A 16351-nucleotide genomic window follows, 5' to 3' on the forward strand; every position below is an offset into this window, starting at 1 on the left:
TGCTTGCTGTCGGCTTGCTTGCTGCCGGCTGGGTAGCCACAGGCTTGTTGGCCGCGGGCTTCGGTGCCGGCGCTTGAGCCGCCCCTCTGCTGCGCCCCCTGGGCGCCGTCGGCAATGCGGCAGGTTTCACCTCTGCAGGCTTGGACTCGGCAGGTCGCCTCGAACCACCCTGTCTCGGGCCGGCGCTGCGCGCGGGCACCGGCCGGGCGATAGGCAGGTCGCCCTCTTTAACCAGGGCGAAGTCGACTTGGGCGCTCTCCAGATTTGCGCTCATCACCTTCACCGTCAGCGTACCGCCCAAGCGGTATTGCATGCCGCTCTTCTCGCCGACAATCGCCTGAACGTCCTTCTTGAAGTGGAAGTAGTCCTTGCCCAGCTCGGAGATGTGCACCAGACCCTCGACGTACACGTCGTCCAACAACACGAAGACGCCGAAGCTGGTCACCGCGCAAATCTTGCCCTTGAAGATCTCGCCGACCTTGTCCCTCATATAGTAGGTTTTCAGCCAGGACTCGACGTCGCGACTGGCATCGTCCGCGCGACGCTCGGTCATCGAGCAATGCACGCCCAGTTGCGCCCACTTGCCGGGTTTGTATTTGCCGCCTTTGAGCACCGCCTTGATCGAGCGATGCACCAGCAGGTCCGGGTAACGGCGGATCGGCGAGGTGAAGTGCGCATAAGCCTCGTAAGCCAGACCGAAGTGGCCGTTGTTGTCCGGCGTGTAAACCGCCTGCTGCATCGAACGCAATAGCATGGTCTGCAACACCGGCGCGTCCGGCCGGCCATGTATCTGTTCGGCCAGCTTGGCGTAGTCCTTGGCGGTGGGCTTTTCGCCGCCGCCCAGACTCAGGCCGACCAGGCGCAGGTAGTTGCGCAGATTTTCCAGTTTCTCTTCAGTCGGCCCTTCATGCACCCGATACAAGGCCTTGTGTCCGTTCTGCTCCAGGAAATCTGCCGCGCAGACGTTGGCCGCCAGCATGCACTCCTCAATCAGGCGGTGCGCGTCGTTGCGCACGACCGGCACGATGCGCTCGATCTTGCCCGCGTCGTTGAAGATCATCTGGGTTTCCACCGAGTCAAACTCGATCGCCCCGCGCTGACTGCGCGCGGCCAGCAGCACTTTGAACAAGGAGTACAGCGTCTGTATCTGCGGCAGCAGCGGGCTGTCGCTTCCCTTCTGGATCCAGTCCCAAACCTGGGTGTAGGTCAGCCTCGCCTTGGACAGCATCACCGCGGGATAGAACTGGTAGCGCTTGACCGCGCCCTTGGCGTTGATCTGCATATCGCAGACCATGCACATCCGCTCCACATCCGGATTCAGCGAGCAAATGCCGTTGGACAAGGCTTCCGGCAGCATGGGAATGACCCGGCGCGGGAAATAAACCGAAGTGCCGCGATTGAGCGCCTCCTGATCCAAGGCGTCGCCAGGCTCCACATAGAAGCTGACGTCGGCGATAGCCACCACCAGACGGAAACCCTTGCCCTGCTTCTCGGCGTACACGGCGTCGTCGAAGTCGCGCGCGGTTTCGCCGTCTATTGTCACCAAGGGCAGGTCGCGCAGATCGACGCGGTCCTTGGTCCAGTCTTTCTTGCGCACCTTCTTCGGCGTCGCCTTGGCCTGGGCCAGCACCGCCTCCGGGAATTGATGAGGCAGGTCATGCTTGCGCAGCGCGATCTCGATCTCCATGCCGGGATCGGCGTAATTGCCCAGCACTTCCACCACCTGGCCGACAGGCTGGCGGTAGGCGTCCGGGTGCTGCAAGATTTCCACCATCACCACCTGGCCGTCCTTGGCGCCCGCCTCGCCGCCCGGCTCAATCAGAATGTCGTGGTTGATGCGGCGGTCTTCCGCCGTCACCACCCACACACCCCGGACCCGGTTGATGCGGCCAACCAGCCGCGTTACCACATGGTCCAGCACCTCAACGATCTTGCCTTCCTGGCGGCCTCGACGATCGACGCCGGACGGACGGACCATTACTCGATCGCCATGCATCGCTTTCTTCATTTCCCGCTCGGGCAGGAAAATATCGCCGCCCTGGCCTTCGCCTTCGTCCGGAATGGCGAAACCGTAGCCGTCGCGATGACCGGACACTTTGCACTTGATCAGGTCCAGCTTTTGAGCGACGCAGACCGCGCCTTTGCGATTGATGATGATTTCGCCGTCACGTTCCATCGCCCGCAAGCGACGTTCGAAATAAATAGATTCGGCCCGCGCAATCGATAACATGCGCGCCAATTCGTCAGGAAACAGCGGCACCCCCTGCTCGGCCAAAATTTTTAAAACGAACTCTCGGCTCGGCAAGGGATTGGAATATTTAAGTTTTTCCCGTTCCAGGAAGGGGTCCTGTTCGCGGAGGGACAGGGTCTTTTGTTTTTTTTGTGTTCTAGCCATTGACACCCTCAAGAATATGTCTATAATTCGCATCTCGTTGCAGAGATGCAGCGAAATAATACAGCAAAGCGAAGCCCAGGTGGCGGAATTGGTAGACGCACTAGGTTCAGGTCCTAGCGCCCGCAAGGGTGTGGAAGTTCGAGTCTTCTCTTGGGCACCACTGATTTACTCTATTGTAATCGTGATGTTCGCTCTGTATAGTAACAATCTGGTTGGCCCAGGTGGCGGAATTGGTAGACGCACTAGGTTCAGGTCCTAGCGCCCGCAAGGGTGTGGAAGTTCGAGTCTTCTCTTGGGCACCAACAGTTTTAACGGCTTCGATGGTGTTTATATCGTAGTCTAGCGGTAAGACAATTTAAGTTTTATGCCCAGGTGGCGGAATTGGTAGACGCACTAGGTTCAGGTCCTAGCGCCCGCAAGGGTGTGGAAGTTCGAGTCTTCTCTTGGGCACCAATAAAACCCCGTTGATTTATGATCAACGGGGTTTTTGCATTCCTCCCCCGCCCGCATTAGCGCGAGGCCAACTCATCGCCGGCGCGAGGGTCCAAACTGGCGAACATCAGGCCGGACAGCATGGTCAAGACGCCCATGATGGCGAAAGCCCAGGCAAAGTCGACCACGGTCAAATGCGTGTGTCCGTGCAACAGGCTCACCCCCTGCACGACGAAAGCCCCCACCGTCACCCCGAACCCCGCAGCCAGCTGCTGCGCCACGCCGGAAAGGCTGGTGGCGTGGCTCATGCCGGCCGGCTCGACCTCGGCAAAAGAGATCGCGTTCAGACTGGTGAACTGCAAGGAGCGGAGACAGCCGCCCAACACAAAGACCAGCAACATCCAGACATAGCTCGGTGCTTCGTAGAACAAGGCGTACGCGGCGATGGAAATCCCTGCAAGCACGCTATTAGCCATCAATACCCGGCGGAAACCATAGCGTCGCAGTATGCGCATCACCAGCGTCTTCATGAAAATGGCGCCCACCGCGGTAGAACACGTCAGCAAGCCCGAGACAAAAGGATTGAGACCCAATCCCAGCTGCAGCATCAGCGGCAGCAAAAAAGGCGTGGAGCCGATGCCGACGCGGAACATGAAGCCCCCCACCACGCCGGCATGAAAGGTGGGCAAGCGCAGCAAGGACAAGTCCAGCAAGGGATGCGCCGCGCGGCGGTAATGCAGCAGGTAAAGCCACAACAAGCCGGCACCCACCGCGGCCAGCAGGACGGACCATTGCGCCGAGATCAAATGTTTGCCCTCGGAAGCCAGGCCCAGCATCAACAAGGACAGGCCGACGCCGCTCAGGGCAAAGCCCAGCCAGTCCAGCGGCGGCAGCTTCTCGTGCTTCAAGTCTTCGATGTGGCGCCTGGCCAGCACCCAACCCAACACGCCGATCGGGATATTGATCAAGAATATCCAGCGCCAATGCAGATAGGTGCTGATGAAACCGCCCAAGGGCGGTCCAATGACCGGCCCCAGCAAGGCGGGAACCGTCAGATAGCTGAGCGCCCGCACCAGGTCCGCTTTCGCGGTGGTGCGCAAAATCACCAAACGCCCCACCGGCACCATCATCGCGCCGCCAATGCCCTGCACAAAACGCGCCAGCACGAAACCGCCCAGCGTATTGCTGAGCGCGCACAACACGGACCCCAATACGAAGACGGCGATGGCGGCGCGGAAAATGCGCCGCGAACCGAAACGGTCCGCCATCCAGCCGCTGATGGGGATAAACACGGCCAAGCTAACCAAATAGGACGTCAACGCCAATTTCAAGCCGATCGGATCCACCAACAGGTCGCGCGCGATGGCCGGCAAGGAGGTGGATATCACGGTGGCGTCCATGTTCTCCATGAACAAGGCGGTGGCCACGATCAACGGGGTCACCATGCCGGCGGCGAGCTTGAGCTGCATGACGATCAAACTTCAGGGGACGGAAACGCCAGTGTAGCACCCGACCCCGCAAGAACGATGGCACCGGCGTCGCAAATGATGTCGAAACGTAAAGCGAGACGCGCGCCCTCGATCGCACTCAAGCAAGCGGGAGACAGAACAGACGCCGGCCTTCCCGGGCGCTCCTCTCCCCCAGCTCCAGCAAGGCCATCACCCGCCACGCCTCCCGCGCCGTCACTGGATTGGCTCCCAAGCCTCGCGCTGCGCGCGCCGCCGCGCGATAGTATTCGCGATAGTCGCCCAAGGGCGCCGGCCGGGATTCGCGGAGCTCCTCGTCGTCCCGCTGACGGTACAAAACGCCCGGCGCAAGGTCCACGCCCCATCCCTCTTCGCCGGGGCGGCCGCCACGCTTCAAATAGTCTTCCTGACCATCCAGGCCGAACTTGACGTAACTGGCGAGCGAGCCGTGCAGACTAAAGCGCGGAGCGCCGCCGCTGACCAGGCAGGAGGCGTGCAACACCGCCTGATGCCCCGCATAAGCCAACTGCACGTGAAAGTAATCCGCAGCCTGCGCGCCGACCCTCTGCTTGGACAAACTCGCATAAACCGTCTGCGGCCAACCCAACAACTGCAAGGCCTGATCGATCAGATGCGGCCCCAGGTCGTACCACAACCCGGCACCCGGCTGATCCAGCTCGCGCCAACGCGCGCGCACTTGCGGCCGATAGCGATCGAAATGAGACTCGAAGTGGCTGAGCGCCCCCAGCTCGCCGCTGCCCAGCAAGTCTTTAAGCGCCAGAAAGTCCGCATCCCAGCGCCGGTTATGGAACACAGACAGCAGCGGACTGCCCGGCCGCTCCGCCATCCGGCACAGCTCCCGCGCCTCCGCCTGCGTCACCGTGAACGGCTTGTCCACCACCACGTGCTTGCCGGCGAGCAAGCTCGCGCGCGCCTGCGGATAATGCAGCGAGTTGGGGCTGGCGATGACGACCATATCGATCGCCGGATCGGCCAAAGCCTGCTCCAGACCGGCCAGCACCGATGCTTGCGGCCAATCGGCCCGCACTGCGTCCGGACGGCTGCTGACGACGGCGGCCAGCCTCAACTCGGGCGTCGCGGCGATCAAGGGCGCATGAAAAGTCTTGCCGGCATAGCCGTAACCCACCAAGGCGACATTCAATGGCTGCATTTGTTTCGCTTTCGAAAACCAGACCCAGGCAGTCTACGCCGGCCGCGGACATGAAAAAACCCGCCTGGTAGGCGGGTTTCCGACTAAGGGTCGAATCGGACTTACAGACCGTAGGGATGACGCATCACGATGGTTTCTTCGCGATCCGGACCCGTGGAGATGATGTCCACCGGCGCGCCGCAAACTTCGGCGATGCGGGTCAGGTAGGCCTGGGCATTGGCCGGCAGGTCTTCCCAGCGCTTGGCGCCGAAGGTGCTTTCGCTCCAGCCGGGCATGGTTTCGTAAACCGGCACGCACTTGCTGACCGCGTCGGAACCAAACGGCAGAATGTCCACTTTCTCGCCGTCCAGGGTGTAACCCACGCACAGCTTGATCTCTTCCAGGCCGTCCATCACGTCCAGCTTGGTCACGCACAGGCCTGACACGCCGTTGATCTGGATGGAACGCTTGAGTGCGGCGGCGTCGAACCAGCCACAACGACGCGGACGACCGGTCACCGAGCCGAACTCGTTGCCGCGCTTGGCCAGGAACATGCCGATATCGTTTTCCTGTTCGGTCGGGAACGGACCGGAACCCACGCGGGTGGTGTAGCCCTTGACGATGCCCAGCACGTAGTTGAGCATCTGCGGAGCCACGCCGGCGCCCGGCGCGGCAGCGCCGGCCACGCAGTTGGACGAGGTCACGTACGGATAGGTGCCGTGGTCGATATCCAGCAGGGTGCCTTGCGCGCCTTCGAACAGCAGCGGAATGTCCGCCTGGTTCATGTCGTACAGGGTGCGGGACACGTCGGCCACCATCGGCTTGATGCGCTCGGCCAGCTTCAGGGTGTCGGCCAGGATGACGTCGAAACTCACCGGCTCTGCCTGGAACAGCTTGGTCAGCATGAAGTTGTAGTATTCGACGTTCTCTTTCAGCTTCTCGGCAAAACGGGCGGTATCGAACAGGTCGATCACCTTCAGCGCGCGGCGCGCCACCTTGTCTTCATAGCAGGGGCCGATGCCGCGGCCGGTGGTGCCGATCTTGCCGGCGCCCTTGGCGGCTTCGCGCGCCTGGTCCAAAGCGACGTGGTACGGCAGGATCAGCGGGCAGCCTTCGGAAATCTTCAGGCGCGCGGCGACGTTCACGCCGGCGGTTTCCAGTTCGTCGATCTCCTTGAGCAAGGCTTCCGGAGACAACACCACGCCATTGCCGATGAAGCACTCGACATCGTCGCGCAGAATGCCGGACGGAATCAGGCGCAGCACGGTTTTCTTGCCGCCCACCACCAGAGTGTGGCCCGCGTTGTGACCGCCCTGGAAGCGGACCACGGCGCGCGCGTGGTCGGTCAGCCAGTCAACGATCTTGCCCTTGCCCTCATCACCCCACTGGGTACCGATCACGACAACGTTCTTGGACATTGGAAAAAACCTCTTCTTCAGTCAGATTCAAAAATCAGTTAAATGAAACCACATGCCAATCCGAGCCGTCCTGAGTCAGCTCGCGATCGCAATTCAAGGCCTGGGCGGACTCGCCCAGATAATCAATCACCACCATTTCGCCCGCCGCGCGCAGGCGGGCCACTTCAGCCCGCGCCTGCGGCCAGTGCTTGGCGGCCAGGCGGATGCCCCGGACCGAGCCTTGCTCCGGCAGGATGCGGATCAGATCGCGCAAATCCAGGCTGAAGCCGGTGGCCGGACGGGCGCGGCCAAAACGGCGGCCGACATTGTCGTAACGTCCGCCGCGCGCCAGTTCCTCGGCCCAGCCCTCAGCATAGGCCGCGAACAGCAAGCCATTGTGATACTGGGTGCCGCGCAATTCGGTCAGGTCGAAACTCAAGGCCACCCGGCCCTCCAAGGCCTTGGCCACCGCGGACAGCTGCATCAGGCCAAGCTCCACCTCGGGCAAGGACGGCAGACGCGAACGCGCCCGGTCCAGCTCTTCGATAGGACCGTACAGCTCCGGCAAGGCCAGGAAGGCGCTGCGATACGGCTCGGCGACATCGCTGACCAATTCGCGAATGCTGGCCACGTCCTTGCTCTGCAGCTTGGCGAACAGCGCCCGGCTGGTTTCCGCCGACAAACCGGCGGCGGCGGCGATGCCGCGGTAAATCGCCATATGGCCGAAGTCCAGCCGCAGGCCGGACACGCCGGCGCGCTCCAAGGTGCCCAGCATCAATTCAATGATTTCCAGGTCGGCCTCGATGCCGGCGTAGCCGTACAGCTCCGCCCCCACCTGCAGCGGCTCGCGAGAGCCGGCCAGGCCGTCCGGCCGGGTATGCACCACGCTGCCGGCGTAACACAGCCGGGTCACGCCGGTGCGCTCGCCCAGCAGGTGCGCGTCGATGCGCGACACCTGCGGCGTGATGTCCGCGCGCAAGCCCATCTGCCGGCCGGACAACTGATCGTCCAGCTTGAAGGTCTTGAGCTCGAGCGAAGCATCTTCCTCGCCGATCAGCGAATCGATGTATTCGATCAGCGGCGGCAGCACCAACTCGTAGCCCGCCACGCGAAAGCCTTCCAGCATCGCCGCCTTGGCGGACTCCACCTGGCGCGCGGTGGCGGGCAGAATATCCGCGATGTATTCCGGTAACAGCCAATTACGCATGATTCTTTTCAACAGAATAAAAGGCGGGAAGCGTCCCGCCTTGTTATCAGCAAACTGGCCAGGTCGCCCCGGCCAGTGTTCCATACTCGATTGTTTTGCGCGGCGCAAACCGCCCGCCTTGGCCGCTTACTTGGCCTTGGCCGCTCCGGACTGCGGGTTCTTGAAGTACTTGAAGAACTCGCTGCTCGGTTCCAGCACCAAGACGTCGCTCTTGTTCTTGAATGACTCCTTGTACGCGTCCATGCTGCGCCAGAAGGCGTAGAAGTCCGGGTTCTTGCCGTAAGCCTCGGCATAGATCGCCGCCGCCTTGGCGTCGCCCTTGCCCTTCAAGTCCTGAGCCTGGCGATACGCTTCGGCCAGCACCACCTCGCGCTGCTTGTCCGCCTCGGCGCGGATGCGCTCGGCGTCCGCGGCGCCCTCGCTGCGCAACTGGCTGGCGACGGTGCGGCGCTCGGACTGCATGCGATCGAAGACCGAACTGCTTATTTTATCCGGAAAATCGACTCGTTTTAAGCGCACGTCGAGAATTTGTACGCCTATTTTACGCGCATCCGCGTCCGCGCGCTTGCGAACCGTGTCCATCACCTGGTCGCGCTTGCCGGAAATGACGTCGGCAACCATTTTTTGGCCGAATTCGGCTCGCAGGCCGTCGTTGATGGTCTGTTTCAATCGCGCCACAGCGGCGGCTTCGGAACCCACGCTCTTGTAGAACTGCTCAACGTCCACCACCCGCCATTTGACGAAACTGTCCACCAGCACGTTCTTTTTCTCGCGGGTGTTGAACAATTCCGGCGCTTCCGCGTCGATGGTCTGCACGCGGCGGTCGAAATAACGCACGTTCTGCAGCAGCGGCACCTTGAACTGGATGCCCGGCTCCTTGATGATGCGCACCACTTCGCCAAACTGGAAAACCAGCGCGTATTGGCGCTGATCCACGGTGAACAGCGACAGGCTGGCAACAAATAGCACACCGGCTATGGCAACTACAGTCGGAATCAGTCTATCCATTGCTTATCGCTCCGCCCCAAAAAAATCACGCCCGCGGGTCACGTCCCGCCCCCCTTTGGCATTGCCGGCCTGAGCGGCCGGCGGCGTCTGTTCCGCCGGCTGCGGCGCCGCGCTGGCGGCGGGCGCCGCCGCGCCGGAGGCGCCTGGGCTGCTCTGCTGGATCAGCTTGTCCAAGGGCAGGTACAACAGGTTGTTGCCGCCCTTCTGGTCCACCACCACCTTGGTGGTGCTGCTCATGATCTGCTGCATCATGTCCAGATACAGGCGATCGCGCATCACCTTGGGCGCTTTGTTGTATTCAGACAACACTTGCTTGAAGCGCGACGCGTCGCCCTCCGCGCGGGAGACGACTTTCTGCTCGTAGGCTTCGGCCTCCTGCTGCAGACGCGCGGCCAGGCCCTGGGCCTTGGGCAGCACCTCGTTGGCGTAGGCCAGGCCCTCGTTGCGCAATTTGTCCTTGTCCTGGCCGGCCTTCACCGCGTCGTCGAACGCCGCCAGCACCTGCTCGGGCGGCTGTACCGCGTTGATGTTGACCTTGGCGATGCGCACGCCCAGCGAATAACGATCCAGCACTTCCTGGATCAGTTTCTGGGTTTCGACCGCGATCTGGGTCCGCCCTTCGTTCAGCACGAAATCGACCTTGTTGCGGCCCACTACTTCGCGGATCGCGGTTTCGGTCGCCTGCTTGACGATGTCCTTGGCGTCGCGCTCGCGCGAGGCGTTGTTGAACAGGAAGGCGCGCGCGTCCTTGATGTCGTATTGCACCGACAACTGGACGTCGATGATGTTCTGGTCCGAAGTCAGCATCAGCGACTCTTCCGCCACCCGCGTTTGGGCGGTGTTGCGGTAGCCCACTTCCACGCTGCGCACTTCGGTCAGGTTGACGATTTCCACCTTCTCAATCGGGAACGGCGCGTGCCATTGCAGGCCCGGCTCGGTCACTCGGTTGAAGCTGCCCAGGCGCAGCACCACGCCTTGCTCGCGCGCGTCCACCACGTAGAAACCGCTGGCCAGCCACAGCGCGGCCAATACGCCGACCACGGCGATGGCGCCGCCCTTGAACGGCGGTTTGACGCCGGACGCGGGACTGCCGCCGGCGCCGCTGCCTTTGGCGCCCAGCAGCCGCGACAGCTTCTGATTTAGGTTGCGGAACACTTCATCGAGGTCCGGCGGCCCTTCATTGCCTCGGCGGCCTCGGTTAGGGTCATTCTGCGACATGCTCGTAATAGTCTTTATGGTTGTTTTGGGAAGGATGCACGCATTCGGCAACCGCCGCGCGCAAGAGTTCCAGGCCGGCTCCGGTCAGGGCAGAAACCCGCACCGAAACCGGACGGCCCGCCGCGTCGCGCTCGATCTCCGGCTCCATCTCGCGCAGATCGCATTTGTTCCAGACCAGCAATTGCGGAATGCCGTCCGCGCCGATCTCGGCCAACACCTTGTTGACCTCCTCGATCTGCACATCGCGCATATCGCTGGAGCAATCCACCACATGCAGCAGAAGATCCGCGCGCACGGTTTCCTCCAGGGTAGCGCGAAACGCGGCCACCAGGGTGTGCGGCAGATCGCGGATAAAGCCCACAGTATCGGAAATCACAATGGATGTCTGGTGATTGAGGAACAGCTTGCGGCTGGTGGTGTCCAGCGTGGCGAACAATTGGTCCGCCGCGTAGATGCGCGCCTTGGTCAAGGCGTTGAACAAGGTGGACTTGCCGGCGTTGGTGTAGCCGACGATGGACACCGAGGCGATGCCGGCGCGCCCGCGCCCCTTGCGCTGGGTGTTGCGTTGCTTTTGCACCTGGGCCAGCCGCTCTTTCAGCGCCTTGACGCGGATGCCGAGCAGACGGCGGTCGGTTTCTAGCTGGGTTTCGCCGGGGCCGCGCAAGCCTATGCCGCCCTTCTGCCGCTCCAAGTGGGTCCAGCCGCGCACTAGGCGGGTGGACATATGCGACAGTTGGGCCAGTTCGACTTGCAGCTTGCCCTCGTGGCTGCGCGCGCGCTGGGCGAAGATGTCCAGGATCAGGCTGTTGCGGTCGATGACTCGACACTGCAGCGCCCGCTCCAGATTGCGCTCTTGGCCAGGCGCCAAGGCGTGGTTGAATATCACTACATTGGCATCGGTGGCGCGCACCAGCAGGCCGATTTCCTCGACCTTGCCCTTGCCCGCGAACAGCGCGGCGTCCGGGCGCTGCCGCTTGCCCTGCACCACGCCCATCACCTCCACGCCGGCGCTCCTGACCAGCTCGGCGCACTCGGCGATGTTTTCCTGGTAATCGGCATCTCCAAAATCCAGGCAGACCAGAACCGCCTGGTCGCCTAAGTCGGGACGATCAAACACTATTCGGAAACCATAGTTGGGGCGCAAAAGACAAAAGGCCGACAAGCCGCGCCGGATCGGCGCGGCCCATCGGCCCGGTCACAAGCACAGCAACGCTTTAGGCGTCTTGCTGCTCCTGTTTTTGCACCGGGTGTTCATGGGGAAGATTAACCGGACGGGCGGGCACTACGGTGGAAATGGCGTGTTTGTACACCATTTGGGTCACCGTGTTTTTCAACAGCACCACGTACTGGTCAAAGGATTCTACCTGACCCTGAAGTTTAATGCCGTTCACCAGGTAGATGGACACCGGCACATGTTCCTTACGCAGGATGTTCAGGAACGGGTCTTGTAACATTTGCCCTTTAGAGCTCATTCGTTATTCTCCGAATCGTTGATTGTTGTATTAACTGAACCTTACAGCCCGGTTGTCTGCTTATTATTAGCAGAAAACATCCCGGCGTACTATTTTTTACTGCTGCTGCCCTTGCCGTTCTTGCCGTAACGCACTTCTTTTTCGCGTCCGCGCATCTTGGACATCGGCTTGGGCTTGGCTCGGGACTTCTCCTTGCCGTCGTCGGTGTCGAACGGATTGTCCGAAGATTTGTACTGCACGCGCAGCGGCGTGCCCTGCAGCTTGAACACTTTCCGGAAAGTATGTTCCAGATAGCGGGTATAACTGTTCGGCACCGCGTCCAAGGCATTGCCGTGCACCACGATGATGGGCGGGTTCTGCCCCCCCTGGTGCGCGTAGCGCATTTTCGGGCGGATCAGGCCGGAGCGCGGCGGCTGCTGGCGTTCCAGCGCCACTTGCAGCACCCGGGTCAGCTTGGGCGTGGCCAGCTTGGCCATCGCCGCCTTGTACGCCTCGTCGATGGACTTGAACAAGTCTGCCACGCCGCGGCCTTCAATGGCGGAGATGTAATGGAACTTTGCAAAATCCAGGAAGTTCAGTTTGCGCGCGATCTCGCGGCGCACCGTTTCCTTTTGCTCCCCGTCCAGGTTGTCCCATTTGTTCACCGCCACCACCAGCGCCCGACCCGCTTCCAGCGCGAAACCGGCGATGGTGGCGTCCTGCTCGGAAATGTCCAGTTGAGCGTCCAGCACCAGCACCGCCACGTTGGCGTCTTCGATCGCCTTCATGGTCTTGATCACCGAGAATTTCTCAAGCATCTCGCTGACCTTGGCCCGGCGACGCACGCCCGCGGTGTCGATGATGGTGTAGGTATGGCCATCTCGCTCAAAATCAATATATATGCTGTCGCGAGTAGTGCCGGCCTGGTCGAAGGCGATCACGCGCTCCTCGCCCAGAATGGCGTTCACCAGGGTGGACTTGCCGACATTGGGCCGGCCGATCACCGCGAACTTGGGATGGCGCGAGGCTTCTTCCTCGACTTCCTCCGGGAAGTCCGCCAGCACCAGTTCCATCAATTCGCGCACGCCGTCGCCATGGGCGGCGGAAATCACCAGCGGCTCGCCCAGCGCGAGTTCATGGAACTCGGCGCCGGCGATGGCGTGGCGCATGCCCTCGGCCTTGTTGACGGCGAGGAAGACCGGACGCTGCAGCTGGCGCAGGCGGTTGGCGATGATTTTGTCTTGCGGCGTCAGGCCGTTGCGGCCGTCCACCAGGAACACCACGGCATCGGCCTCGTCCACGGCCTGCAGCGTCTGCTTGGCCATTTCGAACAGAATGCCTTCGTCCACCACCGGCTCGAAGCCGCCGGTGTCCACGACCAGATACGGCTTTTCGCCCACGCGGCCATGGCCATAGTGGCGATCGCGCGTCAGGCCGGGCTGGTCGGCGACCAGGGCGTCGCGGCTGCGGGTCAGCCGGTTGAATAAGGTCGACTTGCCCACATTGGGGCGGCCGACCAGAGCTACGGTAGGTTTCATGAATACTGCTTTATTATCCCAAAGTCAGCATCGCCAGGCGGCCGTCCTTGCCTTGCATCAAGGCGGACGAACCCAGCGACACCGGTTGATTGGCCAGGGCGGACCCGACCTTGACTCGGCCCACGATGCTGCCGCTCTCATTGGATAGCAGATGGGCGTAACCTTCGCCATCGCCAACCAGCACGAAGCGGCCCAGCAGCGCGGGACCGGTGACGTCCCGATATTTCAGGTCGTCGGTTTTCCAGATATTGCGGCCGGTGCCGCGGTCGAACGCCCACACCGAGCCGTCTTCCGCGGTCACGTAGACATTGCGGCCATCCACGGCGAGGCCGCGGCTGGACGAGATTTCACGCGCCCACAACAGATTGCCGGAACGCGCCTCGAAGCAGGCCACCCGTCCCTGATAGGCCACCGCGCACACCTGGCCGGCGTCGAACACCGGCCGCGACGTCACGTCGGTCATCCGTTCCAGTTCGGTGGCGCCGCGCGGGTTGGCCACCGCGCCCTGCCACAAGGCGTTGCCGGTTTGCGGGTTGACGATGTCCAGGCGGCCGCCGGCCTGCCCCACCATCACCGCTTCCTTGCCCACCGCCTGCATCGAGCCGTTGTTGCGCACGGTCAGTTGCGGCAACACATTGCCGCTGGACCACAGCTGCTTGCCGCCGTCGGTCAGGGAGAAGCCGGTCAGGCGCGCGTCGTTGGTGCGCACCAACACCATGTCGCCGGCCACTTGCGGCGCCTCCAGCATCAGGCTGGTCAGCGGTTGCTGCCACAGCACTTTGCCGTTGGCGCGTTCCACCGCCAGCAGCTTGGCGTCCTGAGTGCCCACCAGCACCATGTCGCCGGCCATGGCCACGCCGGCGCTGAGCTTGCGCTTCAGATCCACGTCCGCGCTGACGCGGCCGCTGAGCGCGTCGATGCTGCGCACATGGCCGTCGGCGTCGGCGCTCACCACCAGGCCGTTGACGTAGACCGGCAGGAAGCCGGCGGCCGGCGCGGCCTGGCCCGCCGTCCATTTGACGTCCAGCCCCTGCAAGGGCTTGATCGCGGCCAGCGGGGTGGGCTTGAACTGGGTATTGCCTTCGAACCAGCTGGCGCAGCCGGCCAGCAGCGAAGAGGACAGCACAGCGGTCAGCAACAATTGGCGGCGCATGCGGTCAGCCTCCCAGCGCGTCGAGTTTGGTCTGGATGAACTGGCGGTTCGGCGAATCGCCCACCAATTTGGCCAAAGCGGATTTATAGGCGTCGCGCGCGGCGGCGGCGTCGCCCTTGGCGACCAGCACATCGCCCTTCAGATCCAGGAACAGCGCGTCGAAACCGGCCGGGTGTTCCTTGTTCAGTTCGGCGATCGCCGCGTCGTAAGTCTTCTGGTCCAGCAGCAAGGAGGCCAGGCGCAGGCGGGCGATGGCGCTTGCCGATTCGTCCTTGCTATTGGCCAGCACCCATTCCAGCTGGCTCTTGGCCAAGGCGAGATCGCTCTTGTCGAAAGCGGCCTTGGCCAGAATCAGCGAGCCGCGGGTAGCGTAGGCCGAAGAACCGAAATCGTTCTGCAGCAGCGTCACCGCGGACTTCAGCTTGGCGATGTCCTTGCCCGCCACCGCCGCGTCGATGTTCTCGTAAGCGGCCGCGGCCTTCTGCGCTTGCTGCTCCTGATAGTAGCGATAGCCCTTGAACCCCAGGTAGGCAATCGCGGACGCCGCCAGCACGCCGGCGATCAGCTTGCCCCACTGTTGCCAGAAGGCCTTGATCGAATCAATCTGTTCCTGTTCCTGCAAGTCGAACGCCATTGCGCCCCTCTCCCTTAAGCTTTCAGTGAGATCAGCGTGGCGGCCACCGCTTCCGCCGCCACGGTTTGCTGGTCCATCTCGGCGCGCAGCGCCTTGATCACCGCCTGACCCGTCTTGATTTCATCTTCGCCGACGATGACGGCGAACTGCGCGCCGCAGCCGTCGGCTTTTTTCATTTGCGACTTGAAGCTGCCTTCGCCCAAGTGCTGCACCACCGACAGGCCGGCGGCGCGCAGGCTCTGCGCCAGCTTCATCGCGTACAGCCCCGCGCCTTCGCCCTGGTTCACCAGGTAGACGTCGACGCTGCGTTGCGCCGGCAGCAATTGCTTGTCCTGCAGCAACAGCACCACGCGCTCCAGGCCCATGCCGAAGCCGATGCCGGCCGCCGGCTTGCCGCCCAGTTGTTCGATCAGGCCGTCGTAACGGCCGCCGGCGCAAACCGTGCCTTGCGCGCCCAGCTCATTGGTCACCCATTCGAACACCGACTGGTTGTAGTAGTCGAGTCCGCGCACCAGCCGCGGGTTTTCCACGAAGTCGACGCCCAGTTCGCGGATCATCGCCTTCCAGCCTTCGTAATGCGCGCGGGACGCTTCGCCCAGATAGTCGGACAGCTTGGGCGCCTCGTCGGCCATCTTCTGCAAGGCCGGGTTCTTGGTGTCCAGCACGCGCAGCGGATTGCTGTACATGCGGCGCTTGCCGTCTTCGTCCAGGATGTCCACGTGCCGTTCCAGATAGGCGATCAGCGCCTGACGGTGAGCGGCGCGCTCCTCCTGGTTGCCCAGCGAATTGATTTCCAGACGCACATACTGGGACAGGCCCAGCCGGCGCCACAGGTCCGCGGTCATCGCGATGATTTCGGCGTCGATGTCCGGGCCGCCAAAACCCAGCGCCTCCACCCCCATCTGGTGGAACTGGCGATAGCGGCCCTTTTGCGGGCGCTCGTGACGGAACATCGGCCCCATATACCACAGCTTCTGGGTGGCATTGTACAGAAGGTTGTGCTCGACCACCGCGCGCAGGGTGCCGGCGGTGCCTTCGGGGCGCAGCGTCAGGCTGTCGCCGTTCAGGCTGTCGATGAAGGTGTACATCTCCTTCTCCACCACGTCGGTGACTTCGCCGATGGCGCGAACGAACAGCGGCGTGGTTTCGACGATGGGGGTGCGGATGTTCTGGTAGCCGTAATCGGCCAGCAACTCGCGCAGCTTGCCTTCAAAGAACTCCCACTGGTAGGACTCGGCCGGCAGCACGTCATTCATGCCTTTGACCGCTTGATATTTTTGAGCCATTGCTTGTTTTCTTGTA

At 62.5% G+C, this 16351-nt stretch carries 13 protein-coding genes and 3 tRNA genes; 3 read left to right on the forward strand and 13 right to left on the reverse strand.

The window, feature by feature from the left end; translation table 11 throughout:
- The coding region (gene rnr, locus VK98_RS21235) for a ribonuclease R (RefSeq protein ID WP_156188010.1) at window positions 1–2395 on the reverse strand (2395 nt) is incomplete at its 3' end.
- 73 nt (window positions 2396–2468) lie between these two features.
- Here rnr and VK98_RS21240 point away from each other — a divergent pair.
- The 3 genes from VK98_RS21240 to VK98_RS21250 all read left to right on the forward strand — a co-directional run bounded on the left by VK98_RS21240 (window position 2469) and on the right by VK98_RS21250 (window position 2848).
- Window positions 2469–2555: transfer RNA gene (locus tag VK98_RS21240), tRNA-Leu, on the forward strand.
- 55 nt (window positions 2556–2610) lie between these two features.
- Window positions 2611–2697, forward strand: a tRNA-Leu gene (locus VK98_RS21245).
- 64 nt (window positions 2698–2761) lie between these two features.
- Window positions 2762–2848, forward strand: a tRNA-Leu gene (locus VK98_RS21250).
- Window positions 2849–2904: 56 nt separating this feature from the next.
- On the opposite strand, the gene VK98_RS21255 is transcribed toward VK98_RS21250, so the two are convergent.
- The 12 genes from VK98_RS21255 to hisS all read right to left on the reverse strand — a co-directional run bounded on the left by VK98_RS21255 (window position 2905) and on the right by hisS (window position 16335).
- A complete protein-coding gene (locus VK98_RS21255; protein ID WP_048415945.1) occupies window positions 2905–4296 on the reverse strand; it encodes an MFS transporter in 1392 nt (463 codons plus the stop codon).
- A gap of 118 nt (window positions 4297–4414) precedes the next feature.
- Window positions 4415–5464: an oxidoreductase gene (locus VK98_RS21260; protein ID WP_048415946.1), complete on the reverse strand. Its 1050-nt coding sequence runs from the start codon at window positions 5462–5464 to the stop codon at window positions 4415–4417.
- Between the two features lie 101 nt (window positions 5465–5565).
- A complete protein-coding gene (locus tag VK98_RS21265) occupies window positions 5566–6861 on the reverse strand; it encodes an adenylosuccinate synthase (protein WP_048415947.1) in 1296 nt (431 codons plus the stop codon).
- A 34-nt stretch (window positions 6862–6895) separates the two neighbouring features.
- Complete coding sequence (locus tag VK98_RS21270) at window positions 6896–8047, reverse strand: ATP phosphoribosyltransferase regulatory subunit (protein ID WP_048415948.1); 1152 nt, start codon at window positions 8045–8047, stop codon at window positions 6896–6898.
- A 126-nt stretch (window positions 8048–8173) separates the two neighbouring features.
- Window positions 8174–9055 (reverse strand): protease modulator HflC, encoded by an 882-nt coding sequence (gene hflC, locus VK98_RS21275; protein ID WP_048415949.1) that lies wholly within the window; start codon window positions 9053–9055, stop codon window positions 8174–8176.
- Between the two features lie 3 nt (window positions 9056–9058).
- The gene (gene hflK, locus VK98_RS21280; RefSeq protein WP_048415950.1) at window positions 9059–10273 is read right to left on the reverse strand and encodes an FtsH protease activity modulator HflK; all 1215 of its coding nucleotides are present in this window, start codon (window positions 10271–10273) and stop codon (window positions 9059–9061) included.
- The gene (gene hflX / locus VK98_RS21285; protein WP_048415951.1) at window positions 10260–11390 is read right to left on the reverse strand and encodes a ribosome rescue GTPase HflX; all 1131 of its coding nucleotides are present in this window, start codon (window positions 11388–11390) and stop codon (window positions 10260–10262) included. Before hflX ends, hflK begins: the two co-directional genes overlap by 14 nt.
- 97 nt (window positions 11391–11487) lie before the next feature.
- Window positions 11488–11745 carry an RNA chaperone Hfq gene (gene hfq, locus VK98_RS21290; protein ID WP_039756760.1) on the reverse strand — a complete coding sequence of 86 codons (258 nt, stop codon included), beginning with the start codon at window positions 11743–11745 and terminating at the stop codon, window positions 11488–11490.
- Between the two features lie 89 nt (window positions 11746–11834).
- Window positions 11835–13262 carry a ribosome biogenesis GTPase Der gene (der, locus tag VK98_RS21295; RefSeq protein ID WP_048415952.1) on the reverse strand — a complete coding sequence of 476 codons (1428 nt, stop codon included), beginning with the start codon at window positions 13260–13262 and terminating at the stop codon, window positions 11835–11837.
- Window positions 13263–13275: 13 nt separating this feature from the next.
- Window positions 13276–14415, reverse strand: a complete 1140-nt coding sequence (gene bamB, locus VK98_RS21300; RefSeq protein WP_048415953.1) for an outer membrane protein assembly factor BamB — start codon at window positions 14413–14415, stop codon at window positions 13276–13278.
- A gap of 4 nt (window positions 14416–14419) precedes the next feature.
- Entirely contained in the window at window positions 14420–15049 is a 630-nt protein-coding gene (locus VK98_RS21305; RefSeq protein WP_048415954.1) for a tetratricopeptide repeat protein, read from the reverse strand.
- A gap of 14 nt (window positions 15050–15063) precedes the next feature.
- Window positions 15064–16335 carry a histidine--tRNA ligase gene (hisS, locus tag VK98_RS21310; RefSeq protein WP_048415955.1) on the reverse strand — a complete coding sequence of 424 codons (1272 nt, stop codon included), beginning with the start codon at window positions 16333–16335 and terminating at the stop codon, window positions 15064–15066.
- Window positions 16336–16351: the final 16 nt, after the last annotated feature.

The sequence above is a fragment of the Chromobacterium sp. LK11 genome (assembly GCF_001043705.1).
Lineage (GTDB): Bacteria > Pseudomonadota > Gammaproteobacteria > Burkholderiales > Chromobacteriaceae > Chromobacterium > Chromobacterium alkanivorans.

What these genes read in the sequence shown, in the direction of transcription:
- VK98_RS21255 (WP_048415945.1), bottom strand. Translation starts at nt 4,296, where the DNA reads ATGCAGCTCAAGCTCGCCGCCGGCATGGTGACCCCGTTGATCGTGGCC.
- VK98_RS21260 (WP_048415946.1), bottom strand. Translation starts at nt 5,464, where the DNA reads ATGCAGCCATTGAATGTCGCCTTGGTGGGTTACGGCTATGCCGGCAAG.
- VK98_RS21265 (WP_048415947.1), bottom strand. Translation starts at nt 6,861, where the DNA reads ATGTCCAAGAACGTTGTCGTGATCGGTACCCAGTGGGGTGATGAGGGC.
- VK98_RS21270 (WP_048415948.1), bottom strand. Translation starts at nt 8,047, where the DNA reads ATGCGTAATTGGCTGTTACCGGAATACATCGCGGATATTCTGCCCGCC.
- hflC (WP_048415949.1), bottom strand. Translation starts at nt 9,055, where the DNA reads ATGGATAGACTGATTCCGACTGTAGTTGCCATAGCCGGTGTGCTATTT.
- hflK (WP_048415950.1), bottom strand. Translation starts at nt 10,273, where the DNA reads ATGTCGCAGAATGACCCTAACCGAGGCCGCCGAGGCAATGAAGGGCCG.
- hfq (WP_039756760.1), bottom strand. Translation starts at nt 11,745, where the DNA reads ATGAGCTCTAAAGGGCAAATGTTACAAGACCCGTTCCTGAACATCCTG.
- der (WP_048415952.1), bottom strand. Translation starts at nt 13,262, where the DNA reads ATGAAACCTACCGTAGCTCTGGTCGGCCGCCCCAATGTGGGCAAGTCG.
- bamB (WP_048415953.1), bottom strand. Translation starts at nt 14,415, where the DNA reads ATGCGCCGCCAATTGTTGCTGACCGCTGTGCTGTCCTCTTCGCTGCTG.
- VK98_RS21305 (WP_048415954.1), bottom strand. Translation starts at nt 15,049, where the DNA reads ATGGCGTTCGACTTGCAGGAACAGGAACAGATTGATTCGATCAAGGCC.
- hisS (WP_048415955.1), bottom strand. Translation starts at nt 16,335, where the DNA reads ATGGCTCAAAAATATCAAGCGGTCAAAGGCATGAATGACGTGCTGCCG.